The sequence below is a fragment of the Butyrivibrio sp. genome (assembly GCF_015056685.1).
Lineage (GTDB): Bacteria > Bacillota > Clostridia > Lachnospirales > Lachnospiraceae > Butyrivibrio.
Map to the genome: position 1 here is coordinate 21031 of NZ_SVFW01000034.1, position 23002 is coordinate 44032.

Consider the following 23002-nt stretch of genomic DNA (forward strand, 5'->3'; position numbering starts at 1 on the left):
CTTTATATGCTATAATATTATAAGTGCTTCAGAATATTAAAATGTGGAAATAGAGTGTGATAAATACTAGGAGGAAAGAGATATGAGTAAAGCTACGGAACAGTTTGAGTATTGGCTTAACAATGATTATTTTGACCAGGAGACAAAGAATGAGCTCCTTGCCATCAGAAACAATGCTGATGAGGTCGAAGATCGTTTCTATAGAGAACTTGAATTTGGTACTGGCGGACTTCGTGGAGTTATCGGAGCCGGCACAAACAGAATGAACAAATACACTGTAAGAAAGGCTACACAGGGTCTTGCTAATTACATCAAAAAGCACGGCGGAGCTGATGCAGCAAAGAAGGGCGTTGCTATTTCCTATGACTGCAGAAAGTTTTCACCTGAGTTTGCAGAGGAGACAGCTCTTTGTCTTGCAGCAAACGGAATTAAGGCTTATGTGAGTGATATCCTTCGTCCTACACCAGAGCTTTCTTTTGCACTTAGAGAGTTTGGATGTATCGCAGGTGTAATGGTTACAGCTTCTCACAATCCACCTGAGTACAACGGATATAAGGTATACTGGGAGGACGGCGCACAGATCACACCTCCTCACGATACAGGAATCATCAGTGAAGTTATGGCTATCACTGATTACAACGAAGTTAAGACAATGCCAAAGGAAGAGGCTGTTAAGGCAGGTCTTTACGAGTCATTTGGCGAAGAACTTGATGATAAGTACATGGTTGAGCTTAAGAAGCAGATCATTCATCAGGATGTTATCGATGAGATGGCTGATAAGTTCACTATCGTTTACACACCATTCCACGGAACAGGTAATCTTCCTGTAAGAAGAGTTCTTAAGGAACTTGGATTTAAGAATGTGTTCGTAGTACCTGAGCAGGAGCTTCCAGATCCTGACTTCACAACACTTGATTATCCTAACCCTGAAGATCCTAAGGCATTTAAGCTTGCTCTTGAGCTTGCAAAAGAGAAGGATGCAGACATTGTCCTTGCAACTGACCCTGATGCAGACCGTCTTGGAATCTATGCAAAAGATACAAAGACAGGCGAGTATGTAGGATTTACAGGTAACATGTCAGGTATGCTCATCGGTGACTACATCTTAAGAGAGCGCACAAAGACAAACACAATGCCGGCTAACCCTGCATTTGTTACTACAATCGTTACTACAAACATGGCTAAGGCTGTTGCTAAGAAATACGGCTGCCACTACATAGAAGTTCTTACAGGATTTAAGTACATCGGCGAGCAGATCAAGCTCTTTGAGCAGAACGGTCAGTCTTATAACTATGTATTTGGCCTTGAGGAATCCTATGGATGTCTCGCAGGAACACACGCAAGAGATAAGGACGCTGTTGTTGCAGTTATGTGCCTCTGCGAGCTTGCTGCTTTCTACAAAAAGCAGGGCAAGAGCGTATGGGATGCTATGATCGATATGTACGAGGAGTACGGTTATTACAAAGAAGGCCAGTACTCAATCACAATGAAGGGCAAGGAAGGCGCAGAGCAGATCGCAGCACTTATGGATAAGCTCCGCAGCAATCCACCTAAGGAATTTGGTCAGTGGAAGGTTGAAGAGTTCAGAGACTACAAGACAGGCAAGACTCTGGATATGGCTACAGGCAAGGAAGGCGAGACAGGACTTCCTACATCAAATGTTCTTTACTTTGCACTTGATAACGATGCCTGGTGCTGTGCAAGACCTTCAGGCACAGAGCCTAAGATCAAGTTCTACATGGGTGTTAAGGGAAAAGACCTTGCTGATGCAGACAAACTTCAGGAAGAGCTTACAGCTGCAGTTAAGGCTGTAATTGGCTGAGAGCACTTGCCGAGGTCCTTTCGAGGCTAGTGCGAACGTGTTTTGGCGAGGCTTTAGCCGAGAGCAAAACTTCCTTATGAAGAAATTAGGAGAATGAATTCACATGGGCATAAAGAATGCGGCTAAAAAGACAATAGCATATGCAAAACGCAATGGTGCTAGGGCTGCATTCTTTGCTGCCGTTGAGAGATTATCCGTAGGCAGGAAAGAAAAGTATACATATAATGAATTGTCAGAGGCTGTACTTAATGAGCAGAAGCAGGAGTACAAGACTCTGGCTGAAACAGGAGGCGCTTTGCGGTTTAGCATTGTAGTGCCTCTTTTTAATACTCCGGAGAAATACCTTCGCCAGATGATAGATTCCGTAGTGGCTCAGACCTACGGCAATTGGGAGCTGGTTCTTGCAGATGCCTCACCCCTTGAATCTGACCTGGTAAAAGAGTATATGAAGGAAGATCCAAGGATAAAATATTATTACCTTGGTTCCAATGAAGGAATTTCAGAAAACACAAACAGAGGTATCGAGAAGGCTAAAGGGGATTATATAGGTCTTTTGGATCATGACGATCTCCTTACACCGGACGCATTATATGAAGTTTCAAGAGTTATCAGAAAGAGCATGTCAAGAAACCATCTGACACAGTTTCAGACATGTCCTATTAGGCTTATCTATTCTGATGAAGACAAGTTTGATGACCATAAGAACCTTTACTATGAGCATCATCAAAAGCCTTCATTTAATTTGGATTATCTTTTGTCCAATAACTATATCTGCCATTTCACAGTAATGAGGGCTGATATAATAAAGAGACTTAAATTCAGGAAAAAGTACGATGGAGCTCAGGATTTTGACCTGGTTTTAAGGGCCTGCCTTGAGGCAACGCTGACAATGCCTATGGCTACTGATCAGATTGCCCATATTGATAAGGTTCTTTATCATTGGAGATGCCACAAGGGCTCCACAGCATCCAACCCTGCCAGCAAGATGTATGCCTATGAAGCAGGACAGATCGCTATAGGCGATGCTCTTAAGAATTTTGGAGTGGAGGCGGAGATTGCCCAGCTCCCTCACCTTGGCTTTTATCGTGCAGGTTATACGGGAGATATCTTTTCCCAGAGAAAAGACATTGGCTGTGTCGGCGGCAAGCTCATAAATAAAAAAGGCAGAGTCGCAGGCGGCATCTACAAAAAAGATGGAACCGCGATCTTCAAGGGCATGCCTTTTGGATACAGCGGCGGCCTTCAGCATAAAGCTGTCGTGCAGCAGGACTGCTACGCAGTGGATATCAGGTGCATGGCACTTAGACCTGAGTTTGTAGAAGTCTTTAAGGATATTGCAGGCTTTGACTATGTGGATACCTTTAGCGATTTGCAAGGGAACATGACTGATAAGTCTCATGATGATGTTCAGGTTGAGAGCAAAAGGGAATATCTTGATAATATCAACAGTCTGACCGAGGAAGAAATTCTTAAGATCAACTTGAAAATCGGGGAAGAGATGAAAAGACGTGGCCTAAGGGTTATGTGGGATCCTCAGGTCGTTAAGAAAATATAGGGAAAGAGCTTATGGAAAAAGTTTCGGTTATAATTCCCAATTACAATGGAAAAAAGTTTTTGACTGATTGCCTTGAAAGTCTGAAAAAGCAGACTTTCAGGGATTTTAGAGTGCTTATTGTTGACAACGGTTCAACAGATGGAAGTCAGGATTTTATTAAGAATAACTATCCAAGGGTGACTTTGGTGGCGCTTCCTGAAAATACTGGCTTTGCCAATGCGGTTAATATCGGCATAAAATCCTGCGAGTCAGAGTATGTCTTTTTACTAAATGATGACACTGTCTGCTCGGAAGATGTCCTGGAAAGATTAGTAGCAACTATGGATAGGAAAAAGAAAATCTTCAGCGCTCAGGGCAAGATGCTTCAGTTTAAAGAGCCCCACCTTATCGATGATGCGGGGGATCTTTACTGTGCTTTGGGATGGGCTTTTTCTCCGGGAAGAGACAAGGATAATAAGTATTTTTCAAGCATAGAACCTGTGACCAGCGCCTGCGCGGGAGCTGCAATTTACAGGAGAGAGTTGTTTGACGAAGTTGGACTTTTTGACCCGGCACATTTTTGCTATCTTGAGGATGTGGACCTTGGCTACAGGGCCAGATTAAAGGGATATATCAATGTCTGCGAGCCCAGGGCCATAGTTTATCATGCAGGAAGTGGCACAAGTGGTTCAAGATATAACAGATTTAAGGTTGAACTTACAGCGGGTAATAATTTATACTTTATCTATAAAAATATGCCTATCCTTCAGATAGTGATAAATCTGCCACTCATTCTGGCAGGTATATTGATAAAGCATATTTTTTATACAAAGAGGGGGCTTGGAGGAGCACATCTTAAGGGACTTGCCCTTGGCTTATCCAAGATTAGAGTTAATGCCGACAGAAAAGTGGCATTTGGAAAAAAAGAAATCTTTAACAGTTTAAGGATGCAGCTGGAGCTGTGGATTAACTGTGCCAGGAAGTTTGGGGCTGTATTTCTATGATAAAAGACAATCAGGTTCATTTAAACAGGGCGCATGTAGTTGCGGACGGGCTCATTGTAGCCGGTTCTTACATTGCGTCTTATTTTATAAAGTTTGAGCTATTTAGTAAAAGGCTGCCGGGCGGCCATCTGCCTATGGAGATCTACTTCAGGGCACTTTATTTTCTGGTGCCGGCTTACCTTATTCTTTATTATATGGTTCAGCTGTATACGCCGCGCCGTGCCCTACGAATGTGGGACGAGTTCATGGATGTGGTCAAGGCCAATGTGGCCGGGATCCTTGGCTTTTGGGTAATCCTTTTCCTTTTAAAGCACAACGATTTCTCCCGTTCCATGATGATCATATTTGCAGTGCTGAATGTGACCTTTGCCACAGCTTTCAGGATTGTTCTCAGGAAGTTCCTAAGATATATCAGGAAAAAGGGCTACAATCTAAAGCATGTGCTTCTTGTTGGCTATTCAAGGGCTGCAGAAGGCTATATAAGCCGAATTCTTGACAATCCTCAGTGGGGATATGAGATAGCAGGAGTTCTGGACGACTTTGTTCCCCTTGGGACCAATTACCACGGTGTTAAGGTTGTGGGCAAGATCGAGCAGCTTGGCCTTTACCTTGAAAACAATAATTATGATGAGATAACTATCACCCTTCCTCTGGATGACTACGACAGACTGGAGGAGCTGGTAGCCCAGTGTGAAAAATCCGGCGTTCACACCAAGTTCATTCCGGATTATTCATCTCTTTTCCCAAGTAATCCGTACACTGAGGATGTTCAGGGAATGCCGGTTATCAACATCAGGTACGTGCCACTTTCCAATTCATTTAATAAGGCGATGAAAAGGCTTGTGGATATCATAGGATCATTGTTTGCTATTATTATCTTTTCACCGGTCATGCTGGCTGCGGCTATAGCAGTCAAGGCTACCAGCAAGGGACCTATCATCTATAAGCAGGAGAGAATAGGCCTTAACGGCGCTCCTTTTAAGATGTACAAGTTCAGAACCATGAAGGTTCAGACTGAAGACGAGGAGAAAAAGGGCTGGACCACTAAGGGAGATCCGAGAGTTACAAGAGTTGGTGCGATCCTTAGAAAGACAAGTATTGATGAGATGCCACAGTTCTTTAACATCTTTATCGGGCAGATGTCTCTGGTTGGGCCTCGTCCCGAGAGACCGCAGTTTGTTGAGAAGTTTAAAGAGCAGATTCCAAGATACATGGTAAAACATCAGGTTAGACCGGGACTCACAGGCTGGGCACAGATCAACGGATACCGCGGTGATACATCCATCAGAAAAAGAATTGATTACGATATCTACTATATCGAGAATTGGACCATGGCTTTTGATTTTAAGATAATGCTTGGAACCATCCGATATGGCTTTGTAAATAAAAACGCATACTAAATAGTGAGAAACAGGCGCAGGATAGAATAATTTATCCTGCGCTTGTATATTTTATTTATTTGTGGCATAGTATAACTTGGTTTTTATTTATGTAAATTATTATTTTGCTGGGATAAAGGAGATAGAAAATGTCAAGGCGTGATGACGAATATTATGACAGAGACGAGAGACGTTCATCTCACAAGAATAACGGAGAAGTGAGAAAGTCTACTCGTGATAATAGATATCGTGATGATTACGACGATTATGATGATTACGATGACTATGATGAGAGACCTGCAAGGAGAAGTTCAAACGGTTCTAAGAGCCATTCTTCTTCCAAGAGCGGTGCCAAGAGCCACTCAAGTGCTACCAGAAGCCACTCATCCAGAAGAGGCTCTTCACATGGCGGGTCAGGTAAAAAGAAAAATAACAAGAAGGCAATCTTCATTCTTGTTGCAGAAGTTTTAGTAGCATGTATTCTTGTTCTTGTTGCTTACCACGTATTCTTCAAGGTTGATGTTACCAAGGTTGGTAAGGTTAACATGAACGAGGAAGTTATTTCAAAGAGTATCAGTGAGGCAGCTGCTGAGAACGAGCAGATGAAGGGCTATACCAATATCGCACTCTTTGGTGTTGATACCCGTGATGAAGCTAAAAACCAGGGCGCTATCAAGAAAAACACCAGAACAGATACTATCATTATTGCTTCTATAAATAATGAAAATGGTGAGGTTAAGCTTTGCTCAGTTTACCGTGATACATACCTTAACCTTAGTAACGATGAGTACACTAAGTGTAACGCAGCTTATGCTGAGGGTGGTCCTGAGCAGGCTATCTCAATGCTTAACATGAACCTTGATATGGATATTGAGGACTTCATTACTATCGGATTCAAGGGACTTACAGATGTAGTTAACGCTCTTGGTGGTGTTGAGATTGATGTTACAGAGGCTGAGATTTCTCACCTTAACAACTATCAGGCAACAATGGCTACAGAGCTTGGACTTGAGTATGTACCTGTAACAAGCACAGGCCTTCAGACACTTAACGGTCTTCAGGCAACAGCTTACTGCCGTATCAGATACACAGCAGGTGATGACTTCAAGCGTGCTGAGAGACAGAGAACAGTCCTTATGGCTTGTCTTGAAAAGGCAAAGGGCAAGAGCTATTCAGATCTTGAGACAATTGCCAACAAGGCATTTGATGAGACATATACATCACTTGATCTGTCAGAGATCCTTGAGCTCCTTAAGAATGTAGCTAATTACAACGTAGTTGATAATGGCGGATTCCCTGAAGAGAGCATGAGAGCAACAGGTACTATCGGTAAGAAGGGAAGCTGCGTAATCGCAGTGGATCTTGCTAGCAACGTTAAGTGGCTTCACCAGTTCCTGTTCAATGATTCAGATTACACAATTTCTTCAGATGTACAGAAATACAGTGACAAGATCAAATCTGATACAGATCCATATTTGAATTGATTATTTAATGCTGAGGGCATTTTAGACTGTAGAGATGGTATGTGCGTATTGTGCTCGAACAAAGCGCACATACCTCTTTTCATGTGATAGGGTATTCCTACCGGGTGAAAAGGCTACGCTAAACATGTGCTCAGCATAAGTTGTATATAAAAGGAAAAACAGATGAATACAGTAGACGTAATTATTCCTACCTACAAACCGGATTATTCCTTGCTGACACTGATCGATGATCTGGAAAAGCAGTCCCTTAGACCAAGCCACATCATCATCATGAACACCGAGGAAAAATACTGGAATAAGCTTCTTGAGGAGACAAAAGAAAATCCTTTGGAGAAGTATGACAACATAATAGTAAAGCATGTGACAAAGGCTGAATTTGACCACGGCGAAACCAGAAATCAGGGAGTAGCCTTATCTGATTCGGATTTCTTTTTAATGATGACTCAGGATGCGTTTCCAAGGGATAAGATGCTTATAAGTAACCTGGCAAAGGCCCTTGACAGGGATGTTGCAGCAGCCTATGCAAGACAATATCCAAAGTCTGACTGCAATCTGGCGGAGAGATATTCCAGAAAGTTCAATTATCCCAACGAGCCTATGAGAAAAACACAGGAAGATGTGGATAAGCTTGGAATAAAAACTTATTTTTGTTCAAATGTATGTGCCATGTACAGGCGTGACGTATATAATGTAATTGGTGGATTTACTCACAGAACTATTTTTAACGAGGATATGGTATTTGCGGGTAATGCCTGCCAGCGCGGCTATGCTATCATGTATGTTCCTGAGGCAGGAGTCATCCACTCACACAATTACACCTGTATGCAGCAGTTTCACAGGAATTTTGACCTTGGTGTTTCACAGATTGATCATCCGGAGATCTTTGGTAAGATCAAGTCTGAGACTGAGGGCAAAAAGATGGTAAGACAGACAATTGATCATTTCAGACATATAGGAAAAGCCCATCTTATCCCGGGATATATTGTTATGTGCGGATTCAGATGGATGGGATATAAGCTTGGAAGAAATTATAAAAAGCTTCCTATGGGCGTTGTGAAGGCTTGCAGTTTGAACAAAGAGTATTGGAAAACAAGGAGCTGATATGGAATTAGATCTCGCTGAGAGCAACATAAAGATTTCCGATGATATTAACACCTGGGAGGAAGTTAACCTCCTTTACAATGCAGCACTTAAGCAGATTACAACCAAGATCGAGATCCTTAACGAGGAGTTTCAGGAGGTTCACAGATATAACCCTATTGAGCACGTTAAGGCAAGAGTCAAGGTGCCTGAGAGCATTGTAAAAAAGCTTAAGAGAAACGGATATGAGTCCACGATAGGAAACATGGTCCGCTATGTTAATGACATAGCAGGAATTCGTATCATATGCTCTTTTACCTCGGATATATACAGAATTGCTGAGATGATCAGCAACCAGAAGGATATTCAGGTCCTTACAGTCAAGGACTATATTATGAACCCTAAAAACAGCGGCTACAGGAGCTATCACATGATAGTGTCTCTCCCTGTTTATCTTTCAGACAGGATTGTTAACGTTAAGGTTGAGATACAGATAAGAACAGTAGCCATGGATTTCTGGGCTTCTCTTGAGCACAAGATCCAGTACAAGTTCGAGGGCAAGGCTCCCAGCCATATCAATTCTGAGCTTACACAATGTGCACAAATGGTGGCTGACCTTGATGCACGCATGCTTTCGCTTAATGAAGAGATTCAGGCAGTTGGAGAGAAACAAGAGGATTAAGGCATGGGTAATGGTATATTTGCCATTACCGTAATTGCCCCATTAATGAGGAGTGGCCAGACACGGTTTCCCGCACCTGGCCTATTATGAAAAAATCTATCTTTCTAAATTAGGTTGCCGTATTTCCATCGGCTATGGTATTAATATACAATTCAATTATTAACAAATTATGAACAAACGGTAAACAAATAGTAAAAGTGAACAACAAAACTATTTTTTAAAATATTGTCTTGTCTAATTTGCACAACAAATGATAATCTATATTGTATGCAGAACAGAGGGATAGTAGATCACGTTGGGAGGGAAATATTTTGGATAACATTATGGATAAGCTCACTAGAGAAATGAGCGCACAGGACATGATCAAAGCTAACACACAGGCTGAAGTTGAGTCAGCTATCAGTGAATCTGTTGAAGCTGTTTCAAAGAAAATGGAGGAGAACTTCAACAAGAAGTTTGATGAAAATAGCACAAAAACCCATGACGTTGGTGTTCAGACCTACCGCAATATTCAGGCAATATTGAACAAACAGGAAGAGAAGCACCAGGAAGAATATAAAGAGATCCAAAAGAAATTCGAAGAAGTTCATTTTGCAATTGAGACCAAGAATTCAGCCCTTCTTCCACTTCTTATAGTTACACTCCTTGTGGCAGGAGCAGATCTTGTTATCAATATTCTTAGAATTTTTGGCATTATTTAATACGCTTTGGAAAGATTTACAACATGAATTTTAGAAACACAATTTTTAGAAACAGGATTAAAATATGGTTTTTGCATTCCACTTTGGTGGTAATAGCTTTCTGGATCTTATTTATGCCTACATTTGTAAAGTTCCAGAAGGGCGGCAACAACCTTTTTACTATAACTTTAAACGGACAGTTCGTTGGAACGGTTGCTTCCAGGAATGATGCTTATGAAGCATATCGAACAGCGAGAAAAGAGATATCCAGCAGCGACGATGAGCTTACTCTTGCCGGCGCAGATATGACAATTGACGGAAGTGACACGATCTTTGGGGCTGTCAATTCTATAGCAGAAGTTACGAACTCCATGGTAGAGGTCCTTTCAGGCAGCAGGAAGAGTACCCTTAACAGGGCTTACTCCATTAAGATAAATGAGTTCTCTGTGAATCTGGCTTCTATCGATGATGTAATGGCGCTTCTTGAGACAGCTCTTTCTACCTATGATACCGAGGATAAATACGATGTCACACTGGCCCTTGATCCCACAAGAGAAGTGAACGTTCTGACTCCTGTTGTTCTTAGCAAGGAAGAGGTGAAAAAAGAAGAGGAAGATGCCCAGACAAGCATGCCTGAGTCTGGTTTTTCTCAGATGCTCACTGAGGCAGTTAAGGATGCTGCGCCTCTTTCTTATGACAAGGACTTTTCAGATTATGAGCTGGGACTTATGTCCATAGATTTTGCTGATAAGGTTGAGATTGTTGAAAGTTACCTGCCTGATGATGAGATCACATCTCTCTCAGATGCTATTGATGAAGTAACCAAGGACAAAGAGACCAATCAGATCTATGAAGTACAGGAAGGAGATGTTCTTGGCTCCATAGCTTTAAAATATGATCTTACTGTAGCGGATATCGTTGCCATGAACGGATTTTTGGAGAGTGAGAACACCACGATCCGAACCGGTGATGAACTTATAGTAACAGTTCCTGAACCTGAGCTTTCTGTTGTTTACACAGTTCAGGAGTATTACGAAGAGGACTATGAGGCAGAAGTTCAGTATGTCTACAACGATTCATGGTATACCACAGAGACCAAGGTCCTTCAGGAGCCTTCTGCAGGACACAGAAAGGTTGTAGCCCTTGTTACATATAATGATGCCAGCGAGGTATCCAGCGAGATCCAGAAGGAAGAAGTCACATATCAGGCTGTTCCTAAGATTGTTGAAAAAGGTACGATTGTTCCTCCTACATACATTAAGCCTATATCCGGTGGTCGTTTGACATCAGGCTTTGGAAAGAGAAATGCACCTACCAAGGGAGCAAGCTCTTACCATAAGGGCGTTGACTGGGCGACTCCTGTTGGAACTGCAGTCGTTGCATCTTCTTCAGGTGTAGTTACAAGAGCCGGTTGGGGAAGCGGATATGGATATTGTGTATATATCAGACACCCTGACGGAAGAGAGACAAGATATGGTCACCTCTCAAAAGTTCTTGTTTCTGTGGGCCAGTCTGTAACTCAGGGACAAAAGATTGCTCTTTCAGGTAACACGGGTGTTTCCACAGGGCCGCATCTGCATTTCGAGATTTTGGTTGGCGGAACTCAGGTCAATCCTTTGAACTATTTAAATTAGCCATTTTTGACACATATATCATATTGTGCTATTAATATAATTTGGCAAATGAGTTATTTTTTTAAAATTAGGTTATATGGGATGGGATTCCTATGGAAAAATATGTAATAAAAGGTGGAGTTCCTCTTGTAGGTGAAGTTGAAATAGGTGGCGCTAAAAACGCTGCGCTGGCTATTTTGGCTGCAGCTACAATGACGGACGAAACTGTCTATATAGACAATATGCCTGACGAGTCAGATACCAATGCGATGCTTCAGGCCATAAGCTCTACCGGAGCTTTTGTAGAGAGAACCGGCAGACATTCAGTAAAAATTAATGCTTCACAGGTCCACACATTTACTATAGAGGACTACATTAAAAAGATACGTGCTTCTTACTATCTGCTTGGTGCTTTTCTTGGTAAGTACAAAAAAGCAGGAGTTGTACTTCCAAGCGGCTGTAACATCGGCCTTAGACCTATTGACCAGCATATCAAGGGCTTTACAGCTCTTGGGGCACAGGTGAGCATTGAGCATGGCATCATTGATGCTCACGCAGACAAGCTGATCGGCAGTCACATTTACCTGGATGTTGTAAGCGTTGGCGCTACTATCAATATCATGATGGCAGCAGCAATGGCTGAAGGTAAGACTATTATCGAGAATGCAGCCAAAGAGCCACACGTAGTAGACTTTGCAAACTTCCTTAACAGCATGGGTGCCAATATCAAGGGCGCTGGAACTGATGTTATCAGGATCAAGGGTGTTGAGAAGCTTCATGGTACTGAGTACACAATCATTCCTGACCAAATAGAGGCCGGAACATTTATGATGGCAGCGGCAGCTACAAAGGGTGATATCACAATAAAAAATGTTATTCCTAAACACTTGGAATCAATCAGTGCGAAACTTATAGAGATGGGATGTCAGATCCATGAGTCAGATGACGCAGTCAGAGTTGTAGCTACAAAGCGTCTTACCAACACTCATGTTAAGACACTTCCTTATCCTGGATTTCCAACAGACATGCAGCCACAGATCACGGTTGCCCTTGGACTTGCCAGCGGTATCAGTATCGTAACAGAGAGTATTTTCGAGAACAGATTTAAGTACGTGGATGAGCTCACCAGAATGGGAGCCTGCATTAAGGTTGAGGGTAGCACAGCTATTATCGAGGGTGTGGATAAGTACACCGGAGCTACAGTTTCTGCACCGGACCTTAGAGCAGGAGCAGCTCTTGTTATCGCAGCTCTCACAGCCGAAGGATTCTCATCCGTAGAGGATATAATGTATATCGAAAGAGGTTACGAGGACTTCGATAAAAAGCTTCGCGAGCTGGGAGCACATATCGAAAAGGTTGATTCGGACTACGATATGCAGAAATTTAAATTGAAAAATGCATGACAAATATAAAAGGAAAGCTGTTGTAGGCTTTCCTTTTTTGTGCATTAAGTAAAAATGCAATTCTTAAAATATGGTTCTTACAGGATTTTCTCGATAGTGACTCCCTGGCGCTTGCTAAGGTCGATATAATCATCGCCTATTTTTACAGTTGGCTTTGACAGACTGTCCTGATTTACAAAGATGATCTCGCCTATCTCTCCGGTACTTAGCTTAACGGTGCTTGATATATAGGTATCCACAATATGTTTTAAGAAAGTCATGATCATTTCAGAATCATATTTTGTGAAGCCGTTTTCCTCAAAAAGCTCGATTGCAGTGAATGGGCAAAGGGGTTCACGGTAGTATCTGGCACTGGTCATGGCATCGTATACATCTGCTATGGAGACGAGCTTGGCATAGCGGTCGATCTGTGGAGCCTTTAGTCCCTGTGGATAACCTGTGCCATCGCATCTTTCGTGGTGCATAAGCGCAGCATTTTTTATGTGATTGCCGATTGGCTTGTCTTTTAGAACATCATAGCCGATCTGTGGATGCTTTTTTATTTCCTCGTATTCTTTAGCCGTGAGCTTTCCTGGCTTTTTAATGATCTTTTCAGGGATCATTATTTTGCCGATGTCATGAAAAAGACCTGACTGGGTTGCGGTTTCTATCTCGGTATCATCCATCTTCAGCCATTTGGCGAGGATGTTGGAGATGAGAGCAACATTGATGCTGTGGGTGTAAGTTGCATCGTCGTATTCTCTTAAATTGTGGAGCATATCAAAGACTGTGTTGGTATTTGGATTGTTCTTTAGGAGTTTGTAGATCGGGGCCATGAGCTCCCCAACCTTAAATTCTTTGTTTTTGAGAATAACGTCATTTATTGTATTTTCAAAAGTGTCTGCGCACTCTTCAAAATCTTTTTTAAATTCCTGAAATTCTAGTGAGGCCTTTATCCTTTCTGAACGGGTAGGGAGAGTGCCGAAATCGTCATCTGTACCTGACTGAGGCTGCTTTATGATCTTATCTTCAATACAGACTTTGTCTATAGAATAAAAAGCAAGCTTTGCAAGATCTTTTCTTGTGATGACATCGCCTTTATTCAGAAGAACAACTTTTTGTGAATTTACATGGACATCTTTTGCCAGCACCATTCCGGGCTTAAGGCTCTTTCTGTCTACTGTTTTCATAGCTACCTCATGGACTCTGGATGGGTTTGTTCATATAATTCTTAGTGATAATTGTACAGTCAAATTATAATTTTGCAAAATTAAATTGTCAAACACTCTTGACATATGTCTATAACCATTATAGTATTTGATTTAGAAAAAATATAGTTCTTCGGGGTAGGGTGTAATTCCCAACCGGCGGTATAGTCCGCGACCTGCTTGTCTATTGATAGGTGGCTGATTTGGTGAGATTCCAAAACCGACAGTAAAGTCTGGATGAGAGAAGAATGCACGATTTTTAGTTTGCGTACCCCAAGTATATTTACTTGGGATTTTTTATTTTTCGAAAGTTCTTTTACCAAACTTAAAGGTCGTGTGTAGGACTCCTCCCCCGAACCAAAGGAGGAAAAAATGAAACAGGAACAAAATTTACTTCAGATCATTGCGGGGAATTCAGGCAGATTCATAGGCCTTGTGCTTCTTATAGTACTGGCTTTTGCACTGGCATATCTGGCTGAAAAGATTGCAGCAAAGAAGGATCTGAAGGAAGGAAGAAAAACGGAGGGAATCTTAACACCCAGAAAGATGGCAATCATCGGTGTTTTCTCAGCAATATCTTTTGTGCTGATGCTTATAGAGTTTCCGCTTCCAATCGCACCAAGCTTTTACAAGTTCGACTTCAGCGACATTCCGGCTCTTATAGTTGGATTTGCTGCCGGTCCATTTGCAGGAGTTATGGTGGAGTTCATCAAGGTTACACTTAACGTTCTCATTCAGGGAACAACTTCTGCTTTCGTAGGAGAGATAGCTAACTTCGTGATCGGGGCTTCTTTTGTAATGGTTGCTTCAATCGTTTACAGATTTAAGAGAACAAGGAAAACTGCTCTTATCGGATGTATTCTCGCTACACTTTGCATCGCATTTATCGGTGCAGCACTGAACGCATTCTTCATGATTCCTGCTTACGCCCTTATGTTTGGCGGCGTAGAGAACATCTTAAAAGCAGGAACAGAGATTTATCCATTTGTTGATAATCTCTTTACATTCTGTCTGTTCTGCGTGGCACCTTTTAACCTTATCAAGGGCATCGTTCACAGTGCAGTGACATTCCTTATCTACAAGCAGATAAGTCCTATTTTAAAGGCAGAGCCCATGCTCGTTGCTAAAAAGAAAACAGCTGAAGCTGATGCGTGATGGTGGCTGCAGTTTAATATGAGGGTTTTAAGAGTCGCATGTAAAAGTGCGACTCTTTTTGCGCCTTGTCTAATATGCTATACTATATTTTAGAATGTGATATTTGTGAGGTTTTATATGGATATAGTTACCAGACTTGAAACAAATAGTGCAAAAGAAACCTTCGAAATAGGAAAAAGAATCGGTGAGAATGCTGCGCCCGGCATGGTCTATACTCTGATCGGTGACCTGGGGGTTGGTAAAACTGTGCTTACTCAGGGAGTTGCAGCGGGACTTGGAATAAAGGGACCTGTCAGCAGCCCTACTTTCACAATCCTTCAGGTTTACGATGAGGGAAGGATTCCTTTTTACCATTTCGATGTTTACAGAATTGGCGACGTGAGCGAGATGGATGAGATAGGCTATGAGGACTATTTTTATGGCGATGGAATCTGCTTCGTTGAGTGGGCCAATCTGATCGAGGAGATTCTTCCTGAGCACTACACAGAGATTGTCATAGAAAAGAACCTTGAAAAAGGCTTTGATTATCGTCTTATTACAATGACAAAGAAATGATCCGGAGATATAAATGAAGATATTAGCAATTGATACATCAGGACTTGTGGGAGCTGTAGCTGTTTCAGACGGCGATATGCTTCTTTCACAGTTCCTTATTCAGTACAAAACTACACACTCAGAGATACTTATGCCCATGCTTGATGACATCTGTAAAAAGGTTCATCTTGACCTTTCCACAATCGATGCCATAGCTGTGGCTAAGGGCCCAGGCTCTTTTACGGGACTAAGGATAGGAAGTGCAACAGCCAAGGGACTTGCCCTTGCTCTTAACAAGCCTATAATAGCCATTCCAACTGTTGATGGCATTGCCTATAATCTCTACGGTGTTGAGAAAATCATCTGTCCTATGATGGATGCCAAAAGAAATCAGGTATATACAGGTCTTTACACCTTCGTGCCAAACAGACAGGAGGGAAAGGTTCGCGAGCAGACCTTTGATATGCAGGTGATCCACGAGCAGTTTGCAACCTCTGTGGAAAACATTGCGGAAGAGATCAACAAAATCGGGAAACCTGTAGTTCTTTTGGGAGATGGAGTTCCTGTGTACAGGGATAAGCTTGAAGGGCTTTTGACTGTTCCTTATTCCATCGCGCCATTCCATCAGAGCAGGCAGAATGCGGCAGCTCTTTGTGCCCTTGCCAATGTTTATGCTGCAGAGAACAGATTTACAACAGCAGATGAGTTTGCACCTGACTATTTAAGACTTTCACAGGCTGAGCGCGAGGCCAAGGAAAATGGCGGCGCAGCGCCTAAAAAGGACAACACTCCTAAGGCTCCCGGAATCATCAGGGTAAGAGAGATGACTCCTGAAGATGTGGATGATGCCTATAAACTTGAAGAGATGAACCTTGGCAGAGAAGCCTGGACTAAAAAGCAGCTTCTTGATGCCATGACCCGTGACGATACTATCTATCTTGTGGCTGAAAAGGCCGGAAGGATCGTGGGTCTTTGCGGAGTTCAGAATATATCCGGGGAGGGCGAGATAACCAATGTGTCAGTATCGCCTGACACCAGAAGAGAGGGCGTTGCCTACAAGATGATGAGGCAGCTCCTTGAAAGAGGTCGCGGACTTGGTATAGGTGACTATACTTTGGAAGTACGAGCAGGCAATGCCCCTGCCATAGGCCTTTACGAGCGTCTTGGGTTTGTATCTGAGGGCAAAAGACCCGGATTTTACGAGGATCCCAAAGAGGATGCCGTTATTTATTGGAAAAGGAAATAATTTATGATAGATGTTTGTTTACTTGGAACCGGCGGAATGATGCCCCTTCCAAACCGTTTTCTCACTTCACTTCTTGTGAGATATAACGGAAAATGTATTTTGATCGATGCCGGCGAAGCTACGCAGATTGCCATGAAAAAGAAAGGTGTCAGCGCAAAGCCCATCGATGTGATCTGTTTTACCCATTACCATGCAGACCATATCAGCGGTCTGCCGGGACTTCTTTTGACCATGGGAAATGCAGAGCGCACGGAGCCTCTTTTGATGGTAGGGCCCAAGGGCCTTGAAAAGGTGGTTAATTCACTTCGTGTGATCGCTCCGGAGCTTCCTTTTAAGATCAACTTTATGGAGCTTAATGAGAATGAAAAAGAGTTTTCTCTGGAGGAATTTCCTGAGTTTACCATAAAGGCATTCAAGGTTAATCATAATATTACGTGCTATGGCTACACCATGGAGCTTAAGCGTCAGGGCAAGTTTAATGTGGAAGCGGCCACGGCAGCAGGGATAGACAGGCAGTACTGGAACAGGCTTCAAAAGGGCAACACCATTGAGCTTGAGGATGGAAGAGTATTTACTCCCGATATGGTGCTTGGAGAGACCAGAAAGGGACTTAAATTAACTTATACAACGGATTCACGTCCTACGGACAGTATCGTGGAGAATGCGAAAGATTCAGATCTTTTCATATGCGAGGGAATGTATGGAGAGCCTGATAAGATCGCAAAGGCCAAAGAGTACAAGCATATGACCTTCTACGAGGCTGCGAAGATGGCCTCCAAAGCGGGGGTAAAAGAGCTGTGGCTTACTCACTACAGCCCTTCACTTGTGAATCCGGCAGAATATTTACCAGAAACAAAAAAGATTTTCCAAAATGTAGTGGCAGCAAAAGACGGCAGAAGTGCCACACTTAAGTTTGAAGAGTAAAAGAGCTTAAGAAAGCGAGGGGGCTATGGAAAACACAAAATCAGCAGTGATCAAGTCGGTATTACTGGTAGTTTTTGGCGCGCTTGTTGTACTGGGACTTTTTCTTCTTTTTACCAGGAATCATCGCTCGTCCAATGAAGAGAACTACACTTTGACGGTGGTTGATCAGATCACAACAACTAATCTTGAAAAAGATTATCCTGCCAATCCCAGGAAAGTTGTGGATATGTACGCCAACATCATGAAGGTGCTCTACAAGGAAACCTATACTGATGATCAGCAAAAGAAGATGCTGGATGTTTTAGCGGGGTTAATGGATGATGAGCTTTTGGCTAATCAGTCCAATTTTTATCAGTCCATGAAAAATGAGGTAAAGACAAGGCGTGACGAGGATTACTCAATTCCTACTTACCAGGTGCAGAGCAGAGAGCCTGAGGTTGTGACGGTTGAGGGCAGGAAGATGTGCAATGTTGACTGCTATCTTAACCTTAGAAAGGGCACCTCAAGCCAGGGCCTTTACTATATGTTTATTTTGAGACAGGATGATTCCGGCAAGTGGAAGATCCTTGGGTGGACACAAAAAGCGAATTAAGTTTTAGGAGGAAATATTTTTGGTTGAGTATCATGCAGACGACTATGGTCTTTTTCCGGAACAGAGTCGTCATATTATAGACTGCTATCATAACGGAGCTCTTAACGGCATAAGTATTATGCCAAACAGCCCCTATCTCAAGGAGTGCATGGATGCCATAGAGGACATCAGAAAAGATCTCTTTGTGACAGTACATCTCAATTTTGTTGAGGGAAAGCCCCTTACAGGCGATAAGGCATCAAGACTGATTGATGCTGAGGGGAATTTTAATATCGGCTTTATTAAGCTCCTTGTAATGAGCTATGTTCCGGTAATGCGACTTCTGTATTTTAAACAGGTGAAAAAAGAGGTTGAGGCCCAGATCGAAGCCTGCAGACCTTACATGAATGACGGTGTTTTCAGGATAGACGGACATGTTCATTACCACATGATCCCTGTTATTTTTGATGCTGTTATGGATGTGATAAAGGAAAAGAATCTTCAGGTTTCATATATAAGATTTCCAAAGGAAGAAATATCAATTTACAAAAAGGCTGCTTCAAAGCTTACCGGTATCTCTTTTGTAAATGTACTTAAGGTGCTTATCCTGAATTTCCTTTCAGCGAGAAATCAGAGAAAATATAGAAATGAGCTGGATAGCTTAAAGGTAGAAGATAAGCTCTTTATGGGAGTTATGATGTCGGGCCACATGTTTTATGACAATGTAAAGGCCTGCCTTCCTTTTGCAGGAGAGATCCTTGCTGACAGGGGAAAGAGCAGCATGGAAATTCTTTTCCACCCGGGAGATGTATCAAACTCTACAGATATAGGTCTTCTTACCAGCAAGGACGATTACAATTTCCTCACAAGTGAGAACAGGTTTAAAGAAGCGGAAGCTCTGAAGAAATTTGGTGGAAATCTTAAAAGATAAAGGTACGAAAAGATATGGAAATAAATAAAAATGTCGAGGATGACGGCGTCATCTTTATGTCAATAAAAGAAGGAAAAAACAGTGAGGCTGCTGCGAAGGAAGATGGCGATGTGACTATACTTGCTATTGAGAGCAGCTGTGATGAAACTGCGGCAGCAGTAGTGAGAAACGGCAGAGAAGTTCTCTCCAACATCATTTCTTCCCAGATCGCGCTTCATACGATCTACGGCGGAGTTGTACCAGAGATCGCATCCAGAAAGCATGTCGAAAAGATGAACGGCTGCATAAGAGCAGCACTTTCAGAGGCAAATCTGACTCTGGAAGATATTGACGCCATTGCAGTGACCTACGGCCCTGGGCTTGTGGGAGCTCTTTTGGTGGGCGTTTCTGAGGCTAAAGCAATCTCTTTTGCCACAGGAAAGCCGCTTATCGGTGTTCATCACATAGAGGGGCATATCAGTGCCAACTTTATTGAGAATAAAGACCTTGAGCCGCCTTTTGTATGCCTTGTGGTTTCCGGTGGTCATTCACACCTTGTTGTTGTAAAGGACTATGGCGAGTACGAGATCATCGGACAGACCAGGGACGACGCAGCAGGAGAAGCTTTCGATAAAGTGGCAAGAGCCATAGGACTTGGATACCCCGGCGGCCCCAAGATCGATAAGGCGGCAAAAGAGGGAAAACCTGATGCCTTTACATTCCCACAGGCTCAGATCCCTGACGCGGAATACGATTTTTCTTTTAGCGGATTAAAATCATCTGTACTAAATTACATAAATCAGGCGAAGATGCAGGGCCAGGAGCTTGACCAGGCTGATGTTGCTGCTTCATTCCAGAAGGCAGTGGTTGAAGTTTTGGTTTCCCATGCCATTAAGGCCTGCAAGGAATATGGCTATGACAAGCTCGCTATAGCCGGCGGTGTTGCGTCCAATTCAGGGCTTCGTGAGCTCATGGAAAAAGAATGCGCCAGGGAAAATATAAAGTTCTACAGGCCTTCACCGGTTCTTTGTACTGATAATGCAGCAATGATCGGGGCAGCAGCCTACTATGAATACAAAAAAGGCGTGCGCTTCGGACTCGATATGAATGCAGTTCCAAACCTTCCACTTGGAGATCGCGAGAGAAGATTCCACGGAAGGCAGTAAGGAAGCATACTGCTGTGCATTTTTTGGTTAAAATGCGAATAAGTATGACTTCTTGCGGGCAAAAGCGGAAAAAATCTATATACATCCATGAGGAGATGACAATGAAGACAGTTGCGGTGGTGCTGGCTGCAGGAAGCGGCAGCAGGATGAAAAGTGATGTTAAAAAGCAGTACATGGAGCTGGGCGGAAAGCCGCTCATATACTACTCTTTAAAGGCTTTTGAAGAGAGCCTTATAGACGATATAGTTCTGGTGGTCTCCCGTGGCGATATTGACTACGTGAGAACTGAGATTGTAGATAAGTTCGGCTTTGACAAGGTTAAGGCAATTGTCGAAGGTGGATTATACCGCTATCACAGCGTGCGCCTCGGGCTCCAGGCAGCAGATCCTGATTGCGACTATGCATTTATCCACGATGGAGCCAGACCTTTTGTGGATAATGACATTATTCTGCGCGCTCTTCATGGAGTTAAGGAGTATGGCGCCTGTGTAGTGGGCATGCCTGTAAAAGATACTATAAAGATCGCTGATGATAACGGATTTGCGCAGACAACCCCTGACAGGGCAAAGACATGGATGATCCAGACGCCACAGGTCTTTTCCTATAAGATGATCCTTGACCTCTACCAGCGACTTGACAGGGAAGAGGGAGAACTCATGGCAAAGGGCGTCAACATCACTGATGATGCCATGGTAGTTGAGTATTTTTCAGACAAGAAAGTTAAGCTCATCGAGGGCTCTTATAACAATATCAAGATCACTACACCTGAGGATATTCCAGCCGCAGAGGCGATTTTAAATGGGATAAAGAAGGGATGAGCGAGGCACGGGTAAATGATGCGAAAAAAGATATTGATGGTCGGACCTGACAGAGGTGTCCATGGCGGGATATCTGCTGTAGTTAATGAATTTTATAAAGCAGGCTTGGACGATAAGGTTGAACTTAAATATATTAGCACCATGCGTGAAGGCAGTAAGGTGAAAAAGGCACTTGTTGCCGGACGCGCATATTTGGATTTTTTAACAAAACTTGGCTGGTGTGATATTGTACATGTTCATTTTTCATCAGATTCAAGCTTTGTTCGTAAGTCTTTTTTTATTAAAACAGCATACAAACATGGAAAGAAGATAGTACTCCACCAACATGGTGGAGATTTTATTAATTATTACGAGAACCAGTTGAATGATAGACAGAGAAAAAATGTAAAAGACATTCTTTCAATGGGAAACAGAATGTTGGTACTTACTTCATTTTGGAAGGATTTCTTTTCAACTATCATCGATTGTGAAAAAATTGAAGTTTTCCCTAATGGTATAGTGACAAACGATAGCAATCGCGTTGCATATGCTATGGATGGAAATACAAATGCATTATTGGCGGACAAGGACTTTACTAAAATTCTTTTTCTTGGAAGAATATGCAGGGAAAAAGGTCTTGATGAATTATTGGAGGCTATGGATGGCATACATGTAATGATTCCGGAAGCTAAGTTATATATAGGCGGAATATACGAGGATGAGTCTTATAAAGAGGAATTTGGGAAGCGTTCTGACTATATTACTTATCTTGGATGGCTTGATGAAAAGGGAAAGGACATGTATCTGAAAAAATGTGGCATCCTAGTCCTTCCATCATATTTCGAAGGCTTTGGAATGACCATAATAGAAGCGATGCTAAGGGAAGATGCAGTTATAGGTAGTAATGTAGGCGGAATACCTGACATCATAGAAAACGGTGAAAATGGTATTTTGATACCAGCCAAGGATTCTTTTGCATTAAAAAATGCGTTACTTGAACTCATAAATGATAAAGAAAAAGCAAAAGAATATGGAAAAAAAGGTAAGGAAAAGGTAAAAAAATACTATTCTGTAGAAAAAAATATTGAAAAACTTCTGGATGTATATGAAAGATGCATGTCAGAGTGAAAATGGTAGTAAACAAGCGCGTTGCGGCAGATAACTGGGGGAGAGTACTTAATGGCGATGCGTGAAGTTGATTCTTGAAAAAGCGTAAAAAAAGAAAAAAATAAAAAAAGTTTCAAATTACGCTTGACATAAGGGTCGCCCTTTGTTAATATAATTCTTGCGCTGCGGCGAGAACGAAAGAACTTCCGCAGAAACAATAAATATTCGGAGCGATATCGAAGCGGTCATAACGAGGCGGTCTTGAAAACCGTTTGGCGGCAACGCCACAAGGGTTCGAATCCCTTTCGCTCCGCTTAATTATGAACACGCTGCTACAATAATATAATTATTGTGAATCAACTATTTTGCAGAAGTACTCAAGTGGTTGAAGAGACACCCCTGGAAAGGGTGCAGGTCGTTAATAGCGGCGCGAGGGTTCAAATCCCTCCTTCTGCGTTGCCTTATGCAACTAGTAAGGCTCATAATTACAGCACCTTGACAAATAAACAGTAATGCAACCCTGAAAAATTCCAGAAAGCAATGAGCATTGCGAAATCAGGAAAGCAGAAATCGAATGAGCTTGCTCAATGAGATTTATGATTGACTGATTACATTTTGCGAATGCAAAAGCTTGGGAATTACGAAGTAATTCGCAAGACCAATGCTCAAAAGAGAATTTATTCAGAACAAAGATTTAGTAAATAACGGACAGAACGAAAGCCAA

At 42.4% G+C, this 23002-nt stretch carries 20 protein-coding genes, 2 tRNA genes and 1 riboswitch; of the genes, 21 read left to right on the forward strand and 1 reads right to left on the reverse strand.

Annotation, left to right across the window (positions count from 1 at the left end):
- Nucleotides 1-82 precede the first annotated feature (82 nt).
- The 10 genes from E7303_RS12320 to E7303_RS12365 all read left to right on the forward strand — a co-directional run bounded on the left by E7303_RS12320 (nucleotide 83) and on the right by E7303_RS12365 (nucleotide 12681).
- Nucleotides 83-1822: a phospho-sugar mutase gene (locus E7303_RS12320; RefSeq protein WP_292145632.1), complete on the forward strand. Its 1740-nt coding sequence runs from the start codon at nucleotides 83-85 to the stop codon at nucleotides 1820-1822.
- A 103-nt stretch (nucleotides 1823-1925) separates the two neighbouring features.
- Entirely contained in the window at nucleotides 1926-3377 is a 1452-nt protein-coding gene (locus E7303_RS12325; RefSeq protein ID WP_292145633.1) for a glycosyltransferase family 2 protein, read from the forward strand.
- An 11-nt stretch (nucleotides 3378-3388) separates the two neighbouring features.
- A complete protein-coding gene (locus E7303_RS12330) occupies nucleotides 3389-4360 on the forward strand; it encodes a glycosyltransferase family 2 protein (RefSeq protein WP_292145634.1) in 972 nt (323 codons plus the stop codon).
- Nucleotides 4357-5760, forward strand: coding sequence for an undecaprenyl-phosphate glucose phosphotransferase (locus E7303_RS12335; RefSeq protein ID WP_292145635.1), 1404 nt, complete (start codon nucleotides 4357-4359; stop codon nucleotides 5758-5760). Before E7303_RS12330 ends, E7303_RS12335 begins: the two co-directional genes overlap by 4 nt.
- A 128-nt stretch (nucleotides 5761-5888) precedes the next feature.
- Complete coding sequence (locus tag E7303_RS12340) at nucleotides 5889-7223, forward strand: LCP family protein (protein ID WP_292145637.1); 1335 nt, start codon at nucleotides 5889-5891, stop codon at nucleotides 7221-7223.
- A 162-nt stretch (nucleotides 7224-7385) separates the two neighbouring features.
- On the forward strand, nucleotides 7386-8324 hold the full coding sequence (locus E7303_RS12345) for a glycosyltransferase family 2 protein (RefSeq protein WP_292145638.1): 939 nt from the start codon (nucleotides 7386-7388) through the stop codon (nucleotides 8322-8324).
- Between the two features lies 1 nt (nucleotide 8325).
- Nucleotides 8326-8985: a GTP pyrophosphokinase gene (locus tag E7303_RS12350; protein WP_022774363.1), complete on the forward strand. Its 660-nt coding sequence runs from the start codon at nucleotides 8326-8328 to the stop codon at nucleotides 8983-8985.
- A 311-nt stretch (nucleotides 8986-9296) separates the two neighbouring features.
- Nucleotides 9297-9686, forward strand: coding sequence for a hypothetical protein (locus E7303_RS12355; protein ID WP_292145640.1), 390 nt, complete (start codon nucleotides 9297-9299; stop codon nucleotides 9684-9686).
- Nucleotides 9687-9799: 113 nt separating this feature from the next.
- Nucleotides 9800-11299: a M23 family metallopeptidase gene (locus E7303_RS12360; RefSeq protein WP_292145641.1), complete on the forward strand. Its 1500-nt coding sequence runs from the start codon at nucleotides 9800-9802 to the stop codon at nucleotides 11297-11299.
- 92 nt (nucleotides 11300-11391) lie between these two features.
- A complete protein-coding gene (locus tag E7303_RS12365) occupies nucleotides 11392-12681 on the forward strand; it encodes a UDP-N-acetylglucosamine 1-carboxyvinyltransferase (RefSeq protein WP_103870261.1) in 1290 nt (429 codons plus the stop codon).
- A gap of 77 nt (nucleotides 12682-12758) precedes the next feature.
- Here the strand turns inward: E7303_RS12365 and E7303_RS12370 are convergent, their stop codons facing one another.
- Nucleotides 12759-13850, reverse strand: a complete 1092-nt coding sequence (locus E7303_RS12370) for an HD-GYP domain-containing protein (RefSeq protein WP_292145642.1) — start codon at nucleotides 13848-13850, stop codon at nucleotides 12759-12761.
- 143 nt (nucleotides 13851-13993) lie between these two features.
- Nucleotides 13994-14121, forward strand: a riboswitch (FMN riboswitch).
- A 119-nt stretch (nucleotides 14122-14240) separates the two neighbouring features.
- Between E7303_RS12370 and E7303_RS12375 the strand changes: the two genes are divergently transcribed.
- From E7303_RS12375 to E7303_RS12425, 11 genes are all read left to right on the forward strand, one after another.
- Complete coding sequence (locus tag E7303_RS12375; RefSeq protein ID WP_103870262.1) at nucleotides 14241-15023, forward strand: ECF transporter S component; 783 nt, start codon at nucleotides 14241-14243, stop codon at nucleotides 15021-15023.
- 117 nt (nucleotides 15024-15140) lie between these two features.
- Nucleotides 15141-15578: a tRNA (adenosine(37)-N6)-threonylcarbamoyltransferase complex ATPase subunit type 1 TsaE gene (gene tsaE / locus E7303_RS12380; RefSeq protein ID WP_292145644.1), complete on the forward strand. Its 438-nt coding sequence runs from the start codon at nucleotides 15141-15143 to the stop codon at nucleotides 15576-15578.
- A gap of 13 nt (nucleotides 15579-15591) precedes the next feature.
- Nucleotides 15592-16803, forward strand: coding sequence for a tRNA (adenosine(37)-N6)-threonylcarbamoyltransferase complex dimerization subunit type 1 TsaB (tsaB, locus tag E7303_RS12385; RefSeq protein WP_103870263.1), 1212 nt, complete (start codon nucleotides 15592-15594; stop codon nucleotides 16801-16803).
- Nucleotides 16804-16806: 3 nt separating this feature from the next.
- Nucleotides 16807-17727, forward strand: a complete 921-nt coding sequence (locus tag E7303_RS12390; protein WP_292145646.1) for a ribonuclease Z — start codon at nucleotides 16807-16809, stop codon at nucleotides 17725-17727.
- Between the two features lie 25 nt (nucleotides 17728-17752).
- On the forward strand, nucleotides 17753-18319 hold the full coding sequence (locus E7303_RS12395; RefSeq protein WP_292145647.1) for a DUF6715 family protein: 567 nt from the start codon (nucleotides 17753-17755) through the stop codon (nucleotides 18317-18319).
- A gap of 19 nt (nucleotides 18320-18338) precedes the next feature.
- The gene (locus E7303_RS12400; RefSeq protein WP_292145648.1) at nucleotides 18339-19229 is read left to right on the forward strand and encodes a ChbG/HpnK family deacetylase; all 891 of its coding nucleotides are present in this window, start codon (nucleotides 18339-18341) and stop codon (nucleotides 19227-19229) included.
- Nucleotides 19230-19285: 56 nt separating this feature from the next.
- Nucleotides 19286-20374 (forward strand): tRNA (adenosine(37)-N6)-threonylcarbamoyltransferase complex transferase subunit TsaD, encoded by a 1089-nt coding sequence (gene tsaD, locus E7303_RS12405; protein WP_292145651.1) that lies wholly within the window; start codon nucleotides 19286-19288, stop codon nucleotides 20372-20374.
- Between the two features lie 101 nt (nucleotides 20375-20475).
- A complete protein-coding gene (gene ispD, locus E7303_RS12410; RefSeq protein ID WP_292145649.1) occupies nucleotides 20476-21192 on the forward strand; it encodes a 2-C-methyl-D-erythritol 4-phosphate cytidylyltransferase in 717 nt (238 codons plus the stop codon).
- A gap of 15 nt (nucleotides 21193-21207) precedes the next feature.
- Nucleotides 21208-22299, forward strand: a complete 1092-nt coding sequence (locus E7303_RS12415) for a glycosyltransferase family 4 protein (RefSeq protein WP_292145650.1) — start codon at nucleotides 21208-21210, stop codon at nucleotides 22297-22299.
- A 206-nt stretch (nucleotides 22300-22505) separates the two neighbouring features.
- A tRNA-Ser gene (locus tag E7303_RS12420) sits at nucleotides 22506-22591 on the forward strand.
- Between the two features lie 54 nt (nucleotides 22592-22645).
- Nucleotides 22646-22734 (forward strand) — tRNA-Ser (locus E7303_RS12425).
- Nucleotides 22735-23002 lie beyond the last annotated feature (268 nt).

What these genes read in the sequence shown, in the direction of transcription:
- E7303_RS12350 (WP_022774363.1), top strand. Translation starts at nt 8,326, where the DNA reads ATGGAATTAGATCTCGCTGAGAGCAACATAAAGATTTCCGATGATATT.
- E7303_RS12325 (WP_292145633.1), top strand. Translation starts at nt 1,926, where the DNA reads ATGGGCATAAAGAATGCGGCTAAAAAGACAATAGCATATGCAAAACGC.
- E7303_RS12390 (WP_292145646.1), top strand. Translation starts at nt 16,807, where the DNA reads ATGATAGATGTTTGTTTACTTGGAACCGGCGGAATGATGCCCCTTCCA.
- tsaE (WP_292145644.1), top strand. Translation starts at nt 15,141, where the DNA reads ATGGATATAGTTACCAGACTTGAAACAAATAGTGCAAAAGAAACCTTC.
- E7303_RS12360 (WP_292145641.1), top strand. Translation starts at nt 9,800, where the DNA reads ATGCCTACATTTGTAAAGTTCCAGAAGGGCGGCAACAACCTTTTTACT.
- tsaD (WP_292145651.1), top strand. Translation starts at nt 19,286, where the DNA reads ATGTCAATAAAAGAAGGAAAAAACAGTGAGGCTGCTGCGAAGGAAGAT.
- E7303_RS12320 (WP_292145632.1), top strand. Translation starts at nt 83, where the DNA reads ATGAGTAAAGCTACGGAACAGTTTGAGTATTGGCTTAACAATGATTAT.
- E7303_RS12365 (WP_103870261.1), top strand. Translation starts at nt 11,392, where the DNA reads ATGGAAAAATATGTAATAAAAGGTGGAGTTCCTCTTGTAGGTGAAGTT.
- E7303_RS12340 (WP_292145637.1), top strand. Translation starts at nt 5,889, where the DNA reads ATGTCAAGGCGTGATGACGAATATTATGACAGAGACGAGAGACGTTCA.
- E7303_RS12335 (WP_292145635.1), top strand. Translation starts at nt 4,357, where the DNA reads ATGATAAAAGACAATCAGGTTCATTTAAACAGGGCGCATGTAGTTGCG.
- E7303_RS12415 (WP_292145650.1), top strand. Translation starts at nt 21,208, where the DNA reads ATGATGCGAAAAAAGATATTGATGGTCGGACCTGACAGAGGTGTCCAT.
- E7303_RS12395 (WP_292145647.1), top strand. Translation starts at nt 17,753, where the DNA reads ATGGAAAACACAAAATCAGCAGTGATCAAGTCGGTATTACTGGTAGTT.
- ispD (WP_292145649.1), top strand. Translation starts at nt 20,476, where the DNA reads ATGAAGACAGTTGCGGTGGTGCTGGCTGCAGGAAGCGGCAGCAGGATG.
- E7303_RS12375 (WP_103870262.1), top strand. Translation starts at nt 14,241, where the DNA reads ATGAAACAGGAACAAAATTTACTTCAGATCATTGCGGGGAATTCAGGC.
- E7303_RS12345 (WP_292145638.1), top strand. Translation starts at nt 7,386, where the DNA reads ATGAATACAGTAGACGTAATTATTCCTACCTACAAACCGGATTATTCC.
- E7303_RS12370 (WP_292145642.1), bottom strand. Translation starts at nt 13,850, where the DNA reads ATGAAAACAGTAGACAGAAAGAGCCTTAAGCCCGGAATGGTGCTGGCA.
- tsaB (WP_103870263.1), top strand. Translation starts at nt 15,592, where the DNA reads ATGAAGATATTAGCAATTGATACATCAGGACTTGTGGGAGCTGTAGCT.
- E7303_RS12330 (WP_292145634.1), top strand. Translation starts at nt 3,389, where the DNA reads ATGGAAAAAGTTTCGGTTATAATTCCCAATTACAATGGAAAAAAGTTT.